Below are 12,023 nucleotides of genomic sequence, written 5' to 3' on the forward strand. Positions count from 1 at the left end.
CACGCTACGCAGCCCGGGCGGCCGGTGGCAGTGTCTGTCAGACACCCCCGGGCCAGTCTGAGGCAGCAGGAGCCAGTCGCCACGTGGAGCCCTCAAGATCGAACGCCGTTGTCCTGCCGCACGCGTTCAGCCACACTTGCCCAGGCTCGAATGAGACCAGTGGAACATGGTCCTTGGAAGGTCCTCATGGCTCGGATACTGGTCAAAGTACGAGCGCGCGCGGGCTGACCTATAACCCGTCTCATCGATGGCAAAGTGGCCGATCAGCTGCATGCCCCGGTCGGCCGCCTTCGAAGCCAATATGCGCGCCTCGTCCATGATGGGTTCCGAGAAATCGTATTCGCTAAATCTGCCAGGGTGGGCGATGGCAAAGTACCTGGTGTATTCAGGATCCAGCGCCACCAGGACAGCATCGAGGAAAGGCGCCAGTGAGCCGGAAAAATCCTCGGCAATGACGTCAACGCTGTCCAGCCGCATTTCTGCGTCGACGCATATCAGCACAAGGTTTGGCACGAGTTTGCCGTCCTGGACGATGAACGGGCGGGCAAGAATTTCGAAGTCGAATCCAGCTTGAATGATCATGTATCGACGCTACAAACCAAGGCCTACACGGACCAGAGCCCGCCCAAGCTATGTGGAAAACGTCCGTGGCAAAGTTAAACCACGCGGCATCCCCACGGGCTCACGCCCGGGCGATGACCTCTCCGTTGGGGATCAGGAACCAGCCGTCGTCGGTGGAGCCCCAGCGGTGCCAGCCGGCGGAAATCCGCGCCAGGTCGGCGGCGTTGGCGAAGCCGTATTCGAGGGCCTGGTCCGCGAAGGCCGAGTGCAGCACGCGTTCGCCCCACACCCGTGCCTGCCAGCGGCGCTGCTGGCCGGTGGCGTAGAGCCAGTTGCTGCTGGAGGGTGCGACGTCGGTGAACCCGGCGGACTGGGCCCAGGACACCAGACGGCGGCCGGCGTCGGGTTCGGCCCCGTTGCGGCGGGCGATCCGCTGGTAGAGCTCCATCCATTCATCCAGCTCGGGGACGGCGGGGTACCAGCTCATGCCGTGGAAATCGGCGTCGCGAACCGCCACGATCCCGCCGGGCTTGGCGACCCGGCGCATTTCCCGCAGGGCAGCCACGGGATCCGTCAGGTGTTGCAGCACCTGGTGGGCGTGCACGACGTCGAAGCTCTCGTCCTCGAAACCCAGGTCGTAGATGTTGCCGGCGACGAAATCGGCGTTGCCCACCCCGCGCTCTGCCGCCAGCGCGGTAGCCTGGGCGATCACCTCGGGCGAGCGGTCCAGTCCGGTGACCTTCCCGGGGGCAACGAGTTGGGCGAAATCGCAGGTGATGCTGCCCGGCCCGCAGCCGACGTCGAGCACCGAAACCCCGGGTAAAAGGTGCGGGATGACAAAGGCCGCGGAGTTCTCTGCCGTGCGCGAGGCGTGGGCGCGGACCACCGACTCGTGGTGGCCGTGGGTGTAGACATCTTCGGGCTGCTGGTCACTCATAATGGAACGCTACCCCTCCGCCCCGGAAAATCGTCGAACCAACCCAACCAGCTGGCAGTTGTTGCCGTTTTGAGGCGCGAGAACGGCAACAACTGCGAGTCACTTGGGCAGCCGGCCCCCGGTTCCGGGCTGGGCCTGCGCTGCTTCCTGCGCTGCCCGGATGGTGGCCTCGATCATGGAGTTCATGAACCGGGTGACGATCTCCTGTTCCTCGGGCGTGAATTCAGCCATCGCCGCGCCCATATGGCGTGCGAGCGGGAGGAACATGGCGCCGCCGTCGCGGTAGGCCTTGGGAGTCATCCGCAGCTGGACCTGCCGGCGGTCCGGGCCCTCCCGCTCCCGGACCACATGGCCGGAACCGTGGAGTCGGTCTATCAGTGCCGTGGTGGCGGGGGAACTGAGATTCAGTTCCTTCCTCAGCACTCCGGGCGTCACGGTCTCGCCCCTCGCGGCGTGCCGCATGATGACGGCCAGGGCGTTGAGGTCGGTGCGGTGCATGTCATTGCGTCCGCCGGCGGAATCCACATACCGGTTGGCCTCGAGCGTGAAATCCTGAAGGATCCGGATCAGGGGCGGCGGCCCTGCGGATTCAGGGCGTCCCGGTGTTTCAGCTGACACGGTATACGTCCCTCCTCCCTTGCCCTCGTCGTGGCGGCGCCTCGACTGGCGCCTCCCGGAGTTTACTGCAGCGGCCGGGACCGCCGCTGGGCAGCCAGCGCCGCAGGACCTCCGGTCAATGCTCACCCTGAGGTTTATCCCTGAATCTCTAGCTGGAAATTTTATCTTTGAATTGTATCTCTACAGTGGAGATAGTCTATGATGGACTCAATTCTACTCCTCCGAGGCACCCACCAGAAGGACCCATGAATAAGCCCCCACAACCCAGTGCCCGCGTTCCCTTCTGGCTGCGCTGGCTGGTCCCGGTCCTGCTCGTCATCACCTGGCTGGCTATTGCAGGCATCGGCGGACCAACCTTTGGCCGGCTGGGCGAGGTCTCCTCCAACGACCAGGCGTCCTTCCTGTCGGCGGGAGCCGAGGCCACCGCGGCCCAGGATTGGCAGGCCAAGTTCCGCGACTCCAAGGAGATCCCCGCCGTCATCGTGATCGAAGGCAATTCCGCCTTCACCCCGGGGCAGTTCGGCCAGGCCGCCGCGCTCAAGGGCAAGCTGGAAGCCCTGAAGGTCGGCACCACCGTCATCGGCCCCATCCCGTCAGCGGATGCCAAAGCCGTGCAGTTTGTGGTCCCGATCGATTCTTCGCGCGCAGTGAAAGACATCATCAAAGAACTTCGCGCAGAGGTGGCATCGTCCGCTCCGGAGGGCATGAAGACCTTCGTGACCGGCCCCGCCGGGCTGACGGCGGACCTCGTGAGCGCCTTCGCCGGTATTGACGGCATCCTGCTGCTCGTGGCGCTGGGCGCGGTGTTCCTGATCCTGCTGATCGTCTACCGCTCGCTGCTGCTGCCCCTCGCGGTGCTGTTCACCTCCGTCTTCGCCCTCTGCACCGCCATCCTGCTGGTCTTCGGCATGGCCAAGCTCGGCTGGATCCAGCTCAACGGCCAAAGCCAGGGCATCCTGTCTATCCTGGTGATCGGTGCCGCCACCGACTACGCCCTGCTCTACGTGGCCCGGTTCCGCGAAGCCCTGACGCACACCACCAACCGCACGGCCGCCGCCCTGACCGCCTGGAAAGCCTCCTTCGAGCCGATCCTGGCCTCCGGCGCCACCGTCATCATCGCCTTGTTGTGCCTGCTGTTTTCAGACCTCAACTCGAACAAGGCCCTCGGCCCCGTGGCCGCCGCAGGCATCCTCTGCTCCCTCTTTGCGGCGCTGACCCTGCTGCCGGCGCTGATGGCCCTGCTGGGCCGGGCCGCCTTCTGGCCGTTCCGTCCCAAGCTGCTCCCGGCGGGGGAACGCGAGGCTGAGCTGGTCACCGGGCTGGAAGGCCAGAAGGGTTTGTGGCGCGCCACCGGAACCCTGGTGTCCCGCCGGCCCCGGACGGTCTGGATCGCCTCCGTACTGCTGCTCCTGGTGGCCTCGGCCGGAATCCTGCAGCTCAAGGCCAACGGCGTCGCGCAGACCGACGTCATCCTGACCGCGTCCAACGCTGTCGACGGCCAGGACGCCCTGGCCCGGCACTTCGACGCCGGCTCCGGCAGCCCCGCCGTGATTGTCGCCGACAAGGCGAAAGCCGCGCAGGTGCTGGAGAAGGTCAAGGCGAGCGACGGCGTCGGCGACGCCTACCTGCTGGCCGAGGGCAGCGTGCCGATCATCACCGGCGCGCCTGGCGCCCCTGCTGCTCCGGCGGTGCGGGACGGAAAGGTACTGATCAACGCGACGCTGGACTTCGCCGCGGACTCGAACGAGGCGGAAAACGTCGTGGTGGAGCTCCGCAACACCGTCAAGACGGTGGACCCCGGGGCGCTGGTCGGCGGCGTGACCGCCACGGCCCTGGACACAAACACCACGGCCCAGCGTGACCTGGTCACCATCATCCCGGTGGTCCTGGCCGTCATCCTCGTCATCCTCATGCTGCTGCTGCGCTCTGTGCTGGCGCCGGTCCTGCTGGTCGCTTCCGTGGTCCTGTCCTACGGTGCCGCGATGGGCGTCTCCGCCGTCGTGTTCAACCACATCTTCGGGTTCCCGGGAGCCGATGCCACCGTGCCCCTCTTCGGCTTCGTCTTCCTCGTGGCACTGGGGGTGGACTACAACATCTTCCTGATGAGCCGCGTCCGCGAGGAATCCCTCAGGCACGGCACCAGGCCCGGCATCCTGCGGGGCCTGGGCGTGACGGGCGGTGTGATCACCTCGGCCGGTGTGGTGCTGGCCGCCACCTTCGCGGCGCTGGGCGTTATCCCCATCATGTTCCTGGTGCAGCTGGCCTTCATCGTTGCCTTCGGTGTGCTGCTGGACACGGTGCTGGTCCGCTCGCTGCTGGTCCCCGCCCTGGCCTACGACCTCGGTCCGCGGATCTGGTGGCCGGGCAAGCTGGGCCGCCCCGGGACGGATGCCGCCGTGCCCGGCCTGCCGGCGGCCCCGGAGCCGGAATCCGCGGAGGCAGGAATCCGGTAGCCGGAAACCCGCTCGCCCGAACCCATGACCGCAGCCGCCGTCACCGTTCCTGGTCCCTCCACCAGGCAACGGTGGCGGCGGCTGCTTCCTTAAGCGGCGTCGGGTGCAGGCCCAGGGCCGCCTCGCTGGCGCGCGAGTCCATCACGAAAGGATGCTCGAACTGGTACAGGGTTTCGGCCAGTTCCCGTGTACCGGGGGAGAACATGCCCATCGTCCGCAGCACCCAGCCGGGGACGGCGGCCACCCGCGCTGTCCGGACCCCGGCAGCGGCGGCGAACGCTTCGGCGATTTCACGCTGCGCGACGGCCGGCCCGGTCGGCGTATGCCAGACCCGGTTCCACAGCGCAGGATCCTGAGCGGCCCTGATCATGGCGGCGGCCAGATCGGGCACATAGGTGAACGAGTGCGGCAGCCCCGCGTTGCCGACCACCATCACGGATTTGCCCGCCAGCACCGGCTTGACCATACGCTCGCCGGCGTGCGCGCCACGGACTCCGGGGCCGAAGAAATCGCCCGCCACCATGCTCACGGTATCCGTTGCCGACGCCGCCCGGGCCTTCAGCAGCGACGTGCGGATACCCCGCTTGCCACCCTGCGCCTCCCGCGGGCCCTCCTCCGTCATCGGCCGTTCCGGCTTGCTGTAGGAGTACAGGCTTTCCGGAAAGACGACGACGGCGCCGGCCCCGGCCGCCGCTGCCAGCACCGTCTGCTCGGCCGCAGGCAGTTCCTCCGCCCAGGCCCTGGCGCTGTACTGCGAACCGTGGATGCAGTGGAATACGGCCAGGGCACCGGCGAAGGCGTCCCCGAGCCGGTCGGCGTCCGAGACGTCCACCGCCCTCTTCTCGACGAGGGGGTGGTCCGGGCCGCTTCCGGACCGGGTGAGCACCCGCACCCGGTGGCCGGCTGCGGCGAGCTGTCCGGCAACGGTCCAGCCGACCGGGCCGGCGCCGGTGACGACATACAACGCAGGCGCCCCAGGCGCTGGTATTTCTGACTCGGACACGGGGTCTTCCTTTCAATTGCGAGAGCATTGCTCTCACAACAAGAATGGAGCGCGTCCGCGGCGAAGTCAAGAGCGGTGCTCACATTTGTTGACACTGCTCTGCTTTATGGAATGCTGGAGCCATGCCGCAGACCGCCCGTGCCCTGTCCGTGAAGCCGCCCACGCCCCGCGAGCGTGCCCGGGCCCGGACCATCGAAGACATTGTGCGCCTTGGCCGGGAGCATCTGGCGCTGCACGGGGCTGCCGCGCTGTCCCTCCGCGCCGTGGCCCGGGACCTCGGCGTCGTCTCCTCGGCGGTCTACCGGTACGTGGAGAGCCGGGAGGAGCTGCTGACCCTGCTGCTCATCGATGCCTACGGCGAGCTGGGTGATGAAGTGGACGCTGCCCTCGGCGCTGTACCGGAAGGGGACTTCGTTGGCCGGTTCCAGGCGCTTGGTGTGGCGGTCCGCAGCTGGGCACTGCGCGAGCCTGCCCGCTACGCCCTCCTGTTCGGCAGCCCGGTTCCCGGCTACCAGGCGCCGCCCGGGCGGACCACCGCACCCGGTACCAGGGTGATCTACGCACTGATGGCGATCCTCGATGGCGCCTACCGGGCCGGCCGGCTGACCGCCGAAGGCCGCCCCGCCGACGTCGCGCCTTCCTTGGTGGTGGACCTGGCCAGGATCCGCAGCGAACTCGGGCTTGCCGTCCCGGATGGCCTGCTGGCGCGGGGCGCGCTGGTGTGGACTTCGCTGTTTGGCGCCATCAGCTTCGAGGTCTTTGGTCAGTATGGGGCGGACACGTTCGCCGCCCGCGACGAGCTCTTCGCCCACCATCTGGCCGTGCTCGCGGAGGTGGCCGGGCTTCGCGGCGGGGCCGGCCGGGCGGGCGGGGTTTTCTGTTCCCCTGTTGCCCCCGGACGGCGCTCGATAGACTGCCACTGCGCCCGCACGGGCGTGTCCGATGCTTCCAGAAAGGGCCCGTCCATGTCTGAAGAGAGCATGTCTGAAAAGAGCGAGTTTGACCGTGCCGAAGCGGAAAAGCTGCAGGGCGGCACGCCGGCCCCGGCCCCGGCCGCCGACGAGGACGTGGCCGAAGCCGGTGCCGCGGAAGGCCAGTATGTCGAGGGCGACTATGGCACGGCGGGGGTGGCCGGCGAGAATCCGCCCACGGCGGAAGAGGGAGAATACCCCACCGGTGACTACGGCACGGCGGGAGTGGCCGGAGCCGCCTCCGTCGGCGCCGAAGAAGGCGCCTACCCGGAAGGCGACTACGGCACGGGCGGCGCCGTCGGCGAGCCTGCCGGCTCCGTCGACGAGGGCGAATATCCCGAGGGTGACTACGGCACCGGCGGCGCTGTCGGCACCCAGTGGGCAGACCAGCGGGCGGACCAGCGCCGCGGCGACAATACGGAACCCGACGACATCTAGCCAGGCAGGCCGACTTCGCGCAGGGCGAAACCGGCCGTACCGCCGGTCCGCAACCGCCGGATTTCCCGGGAAATCCGGCGGTTGACGCGCGTCTCCCGTCTGCTCCGAATTCAAAGTTGAGTCATATCGGCTCAACTTTGGATTGACTTTCATCGGGCCTTGAGTAAAGTTGAGTGTAGATCGCTCAATAACGGTCGGGCCTGCCGGGTCCGCAGCCAATCCCAGCTGGTTTGCCAGAAAAGAAGGAAGCAACATATGTCACGTGCAGTAGGTATTGACCTCGGAACCACCAACTCCGTCGTCTCCGTTCTCGAAGGTGGCGAGCCCACCGTCATTGCCAATGCTGAGGGTGGCCGCACCACGCCGTCGGTCGTTGCATTCTCCAAGTCCGGCGAAGTCCTGGTCGGCGAGATCGCCAAGCGCCAGGCCGTCAACAACATTGACCGCACCATCGCTTCCGTCAAGCGCCACATGGGCACCGACTGGACCGTCGCCATCGACGACAAGAAGTACACGGCGCAGGAAATCTCCGCCCGTATCCTGATGAAGCTGAAGAACGACGCCGAGTCCTACCTGGGTGAAAAGGTCACGGACGCCGTGATCACCGTCCCCGCGTACTTCAACGACGCCCAGCGCCAGGCCACCAAGGAGGCCGGCGAAATCGCAGGCCTGAAGGTGCTGCGCATCGTCAACGAGCCCACCGCGGCCGCCCTGGCCTACGGCCTGGACAAGGGCAAGGAAGACGAGCTCATCCTCGTGTTCGACCTCGGCGGCGGAACCTTCGACGTTTCCCTCCTTGAGGTGGGCAAGGATGAAGACAACTTCTCCACCATCCAGGTGCGCTCCACCGCGGGTGACAACCACCTCGGCGGCGACGACTGGGACCAGCGCGTCGTGGACTACCTGCTGAACCAGCTCAAGGTCAAGGGCATCGACCTGTCCAAGGACAAGATCGCCCTGCAGCGCCTGCGTGAAGCCTCCGAGCAGGCCAAGAAGGAACTCTCCTCCTCCTCCAGCACCAACGTCTCGCTCCAGTACCTCTCCGTCACCCCCGACGGCCCGGTCCACCTGGATGAGCAGCTCACCCGCGCCAAGTTCCAGGACCTCACCAAGGATCTGCTGGACCGCACCAAGAAGCCGTTCCAGGACGTCATCAAGGAAGCCGGCATCAAGCTCTCCGAGATCGACCACATCGTGCTCGTCGGCGGCTCCACCCGCATGCCGGCAGTCTACGACCTGGTCAAGGAGCTCGCCGGCGGCAAGGAGCCCAACAAGGGCGTCAACCCGGACGAGGTCGTCGCCGTCGGCGCCGCACTGCAGGCCGGCGTCCTGAAGGGCGAGCGCAAGGACGTGCTGCTGATCGACGTCACCCCGCTGTCCCTGGGCATCGAAACCAAGGGCGGTGTCATGACGCACCTGATCGAGCGCAACACGGCCATCCCCACCAAGCGGTCCGAGACGTTCACCACGGCTGACGACAACCAGCCGTCCGTGGCCATCCAGGTCTTCCAGGGCGAGCGTGAGTTCACCCGCGACAACAAGCCGCTGGGCACCTTCGAACTGACCGGCATCGCTCCGGCACCGCGCGGCGTCCCGCAGGTCGAGGTCACCTTCGACATCGACGCCAACGGCATCGTGCACGTCTCCGCGAAGGACAAGGGCACCGGCAAGGAACAGTCCATGACCATCACCGGTGGCACCGCCCTCTCCAAGGAAGACATCGACCGCATGGTCCGTGACGCCGAGGAGCACGCCGCGGAGGACAAGGCCCGCCGCGAGGCAACCGACACCCGCAACACCGCCGAGCAGCTCGCCTACTCGGTGGACAAGCTGATCGCCGACAACGCCGACAAGCTGCCGGAAGAGGTCAAGACGGAGGTCAAGGCCGACGTCGACGCCCTCAAGGCCGCGCTCGAAGGCACGGATGACGCCGTCGTGAAGACCGCGTTTGAGAAGCTGCAGGCTTCCCAGACCAAGCTCGGCGAGGCCATCTACGCCCAGGCAGGTTCCCCGGACGGCGCCGCCGGCGCCCAGGGTGCCCCCGCCGGCGAGAAGGCCGCCGGATCCGACGAGGACATCGTCGACGCCGAAATCGTTGACGAAGACGAGAAGAAGTAACCATGCCGCATCACGGCAACGAAGAAGAGCACGATTCTTCCGCGAACCGGCGCGACAACGAGCCCGAGAAGCCGGTCATCCACGACAACCGCAAGGTTGACCCGAAGACCGGTCAGGCCCGGCACCCGGACCAGGAGCAGCACACCGGTTCCGGGGACGCGCTGTCCCAGGCGGCGGACATCCTCAACAGTGTTGAGGTTCCTGCCGCGGAATCCGTCGCCCAGGGCGCGGGCGCAGCCGAAGCGGAGGAGTTGAAGGACGATCTCCGCCGGCTCCAGGCCGAATACGTCAACTACCGCAAGCGCGTCGAACGCGACCGTGCCGTTGCAGGGGAGATGGCCGTCATCGGCGTCCTGAACTCGCTGCTGCCGGTACTGGACGACGTCGACGCCGCACGCCAGCACGGTGACCTCGCGGACGGCCCGTTCGCCGCGATCGCCGCCAAGCTGGAGAACGCGCTGAAGACGTACGGCCTGGCGCGCATCGATGAGACCGGCGTGGAGTTCGATCCCACGGTCCACGAGGCCCTCATCCAGCAGCCCGGCCCGGACGTCGAGATCGACACCGTCAGCCAGGTCCTGCGCGCGGGCTACAAGACCGGCGACAGGGTGCTCCGCGCGGCCCAGGTGATCGTGGCCGTACCGGCTTAGTCAGCACACGCCGGACGGATGAGGGGGCCCCGCCCCTACGCGTGGCGGCTAAGTCCTGCGGACTTAGCCGCCACGCTCCGGTAGGCCCGATGCCACTCCCGGGCCCCCTCATCCGTCCGGCGGCGTCGGGGTAATCTCGCCTTAACGCTTTTTGTTCTTTTGAAAGGAAACGCCATTGGCTAGCCAGGACTGGGTGGACAAGGACTTCTACAAGATCCTGGGTGTCGCCAAGGACGCTTCCGACGCCGACATCAAGAAGGCCTACCGGAAGCTCGCTCGGCAGCACCACCCGGACACCAACGCGGGGAACGCTGCATCGGAGCGGAAGTTCAAGGACATCTCCGAGGCGTACTCGGTGCTGTCCGACGCCGATGAGCGCCAGCAGTACGATGCCATCCGGGCCATGGGCGGCGGCGCACGGTTTGCCCCGGGCGGCGCGGGCGGCGGTGCGGGCGGCGGCGCCGGTTTCGAGGATCTCTTCGGCGGCCTGTTCACGGGCAACGCCGGCCGTCACTCCGGCGGTTTCAGTACATCCGGCGGTATTCCGCCCGAGTTCGCCGACCTCTTCGGCGGCGGCGGATTCGGGGGTGGTGGCCAGTCCTTCCAGCGCGCCCCGCAGAAGGGCGCTGACCGGACCGCATCGACCACCATCTCCTTTGCGGGCTCGGTCCGCGGCACCACGATCGGCCTGCGCGAACCGGATGGCGAGGTTATCGACGTCCGCGTCCCGGCCGGCATTAAGGACGGCCAGAAGGTCCGCGTCCGCGGCAAGGGCCAGTACGGCCCGGCGGGCAACGGTGACCTCATGGTCACGGTCTCCGTGAAGCCGCACGATTTCTACACCCGCGACGGCGACAACCTCCGTATCCATGTTCCGGTCACCTTCCCGGAGGCGGCCCTGGGCGCGGACATCGAGGTCCCCACCATCGACGGGGACACGGTCAGGGTCCGGGTCCCCTCCGGCACGCCTTCGGGTCGCACGCTCCGGGTCAAGGGCCGCGGCGTGAAGCACACCAAGGCCACCGGCGACCTGCTGGTGACGATTGACGTCGCGGTCCCCAAGAAGCTGAGCAAGGAAGCTGAGGAAGCCGTGAAGGCCTTTGCAGCGGCCACCGACGGCGAGGATGTCCGTGCCGGCCTGGCAGCCAAGGCCAGGCTCTAAGGAGCCTGCCATGGCCATCGACTTCGACCAGCCAATCTTCGTCATCTCCGTCGCCGCGGAACTGGCGGCCATGCATCCGCAGACGCTGCGCCAGTACGACCGGCTCGGCATCGTTTCGCCCAGCAGGGCACCCGGCAAGTCCCGGCGCTACTCGCAGCGGGACGTGAACATGCTCCGCGAGGTCCAGCGACTCTCCCAGGAGGGCGTCTCCCTGGAGGGCATCAAACGGATCCTCCAACTGGAGAACCAGGTCGCCGCCCTGCAGCGCCGGGTCAGCGAGCTGAGCGAGAAACTCGACAAGCGCGGGCTGCCGCTGGACTCCCGCATCTTCGCCGCCGGAACCGCGGGCGACGTCGTCAGCCTGGTCCGCGGCCAGCGCCCCCGCGGGCGTTCCCAGGCCCTCGTGGTGTGGAGGCCCCGCGGCACCGAATAGCCCCTTGTGTGCGCCCGGCCTGCCGCTTCCGCGCGGCAGGCGGTCCGGACCGAGTGGTCGCGGAATTTTTCGGGTAGTCCCGGCATGAAGTCGGGTACTTCCCTACACGTGACTCCAGGACGCCCCGCCCCGTTGAATGGGTGTGGCAGGCTGTCCAACCCTGCCGCCAGCGCAACCGCCGGAACTGTCGGGAGGGCAAGCCATGACCGAATCCTCGAAACCAGCCACCCCCGGGCAACGATTCGCAGCTTCAAGGAGCTGGTCATGAGCTCCGGGCTGGCATCGGCCGTCCAATTCGCGGGATCGTTGCCGGGATCGATCCTGATGATTCTGGGGCAGACCCTTGTCCTCGTCTGCGTCTGTTCCGACATGGTCCGTGTGCTCTCCGTACCGCGGTCCCATCGCCGCTACGTCGCCAACACGGTCTTCCTGACCCTCGCACTCCCGGCGATCCTGTTCACGACGGCCAGTGTAGTGATCGCGGCCGCCTCCGGTACCTGGCTCAACGTCGCCACCGGTGTCTTCGTGGCCGTCGTCGTGATCTTCCGCTGGCGCAGCGACTCGGATGATGACAACTGGTGGAAGGGCAAGGGCAAGGCGCTGGGCCGGTGGCTCCGCAGCAGGACGGCTCCACGCTCCCTGGCCGCCCCCGCCGGCGCCTGAACCGGCGCCTGAGCCG

Annotated in this window: 10 protein-coding genes and 1 pseudogene; 7 read left to right on the forward strand and 4 right to left on the reverse strand. The window is 67.3% G+C overall.

Going from position 1 to position 12,023, the window contains the following annotated elements:
• Window positions 1-126: 126 nt before the first annotated feature.
• From E5206_RS04765 to E5206_RS04775, 3 genes are all read right to left on the reverse strand, one after another.
• Complete coding sequence (locus tag E5206_RS04765; protein ID WP_136321491.1) at window positions 127-582, reverse strand: hypothetical protein; 456 nt, start codon at window positions 580-582, stop codon at window positions 127-129.
• Between the two features lie 100 nt (window positions 583-682).
• The gene (locus tag E5206_RS04770; RefSeq protein ID WP_136321492.1) at window positions 683-1,498 is read right to left on the reverse strand and encodes a methyltransferase domain-containing protein; all 816 of its coding nucleotides are present in this window, start codon (window positions 1,496-1,498) and stop codon (window positions 683-685) included.
• 99 nt (window positions 1,499-1,597) lie between these two features.
• Window positions 1,598-2,116 (reverse strand): MarR family winged helix-turn-helix transcriptional regulator, encoded by a 519-nt coding sequence (locus tag E5206_RS04775; protein ID WP_136321493.1) that lies wholly within the window; start codon window positions 2,114-2,116, stop codon window positions 1,598-1,600.
• A gap of 245 nt (window positions 2,117-2,361) precedes the next feature.
• Here E5206_RS04775 and E5206_RS04780 point away from each other — a divergent pair, with 245 nt between their 5' ends.
• Complete coding sequence (locus E5206_RS04780; protein ID WP_136321494.1) at window positions 2,362-4,569, forward strand: MMPL family transporter; 2,208 nt, start codon at window positions 2,362-2,364, stop codon at window positions 4,567-4,569.
• Window positions 4,570-4,609: 40 nt separating this feature from the next.
• On the opposite strand, the gene E5206_RS04785 is transcribed toward E5206_RS04780, so the two are convergent.
• Entirely contained in the window at window positions 4,610-5,533 is a 924-nt protein-coding gene (locus E5206_RS04785; protein WP_136323964.1) for an NAD-dependent epimerase/dehydratase family protein, read from the reverse strand.
• Window positions 5,534-5,694: 161 nt separating this feature from the next.
• On the opposite strand from E5206_RS04785, the pseudogene E5206_RS04790 reads away from it, so the two are divergent.
• The 6 genes and pseudogenes from E5206_RS04790 to E5206_RS04815 form a co-directional block, all read left to right on the forward strand.
• Window positions 5,695-6,417 (forward strand): annotated as a pseudogene (locus tag E5206_RS04790) (WHG domain-containing protein); the annotation flags it as partial.
• Window positions 6,418-7,236: 819 nt separating this feature from the next.
• Window positions 7,237-9,099, forward strand: a complete 1,863-nt coding sequence (gene dnaK / locus E5206_RS04795; RefSeq protein ID WP_136321495.1) for a molecular chaperone DnaK — start codon at window positions 7,237-7,239, stop codon at window positions 9,097-9,099.
• A 2-nt stretch (window positions 9,100-9,101) separates the two neighbouring features.
• A complete protein-coding gene (locus tag E5206_RS04800) occupies window positions 9,102-9,749 on the forward strand; it encodes a nucleotide exchange factor GrpE (protein WP_136321496.1) in 648 nt (215 codons plus the stop codon).
• 175 nt (window positions 9,750-9,924) lie between these two features.
• A complete protein-coding gene (locus E5206_RS04805) occupies window positions 9,925-10,911 on the forward strand; it encodes a DnaJ C-terminal domain-containing protein (protein WP_205760008.1) in 987 nt (328 codons plus the stop codon).
• 10 nt (window positions 10,912-10,921) lie between these two features.
• Window positions 10,922-11,344, forward strand: a complete 423-nt coding sequence (locus tag E5206_RS04810; RefSeq protein WP_136321497.1) for a helix-turn-helix transcriptional regulator — start codon at window positions 10,922-10,924, stop codon at window positions 11,342-11,344.
• A gap of 264 nt (window positions 11,345-11,608) precedes the next feature.
• Window positions 11,609-12,007 carry a hypothetical protein gene (locus E5206_RS04815; RefSeq protein ID WP_136321498.1) on the forward strand — a complete coding sequence of 133 codons (399 nt, stop codon included), beginning with the start codon at window positions 11,609-11,611 and terminating at the stop codon, window positions 12,005-12,007.
• Window positions 12,008-12,023 lie beyond the last annotated feature (16 nt).

It is taken from the genome of Arthrobacter sp. PAMC25564 (assembly GCF_004798705.1).
Classification (GTDB): Bacteria; Actinomycetota; Actinomycetes; order Actinomycetales; family Micrococcaceae; genus Arthrobacter.

Bases quoted from the DNA above. Each gene is read 5' to 3' on its own strand.
- E5206_RS04810 (WP_136321497.1), top strand. From the start codon at position 10,922: ATGGCCATCGACTTCGACCAGCCAATCTTCGTCATCTCCGTCGCCGCG.
- E5206_RS04800 (WP_136321496.1), top strand. From the start codon at position 9,102: ATGCCGCATCACGGCAACGAAGAAGAGCACGATTCTTCCGCGAACCGG.
- E5206_RS04770 (WP_136321492.1), bottom strand. From the start codon at position 1,498: ATGAGTGACCAGCAGCCCGAAGATGTCTACACCCACGGCCACCACGAG.
- E5206_RS04815 (WP_136321498.1), top strand. From the start codon at position 11,609: ATGAGCTCCGGGCTGGCATCGGCCGTCCAATTCGCGGGATCGTTGCCG.
- dnaK (WP_136321495.1), top strand. From the start codon at position 7,237: ATGTCACGTGCAGTAGGTATTGACCTCGGAACCACCAACTCCGTCGTC.
- E5206_RS04780 (WP_136321494.1), top strand. From the start codon at position 2,362: ATGAATAAGCCCCCACAACCCAGTGCCCGCGTTCCCTTCTGGCTGCGC.
- E5206_RS04765 (WP_136321491.1), bottom strand. From the start codon at position 582: ATGATCATTCAAGCTGGATTCGACTTCGAAATTCTTGCCCGCCCGTTC.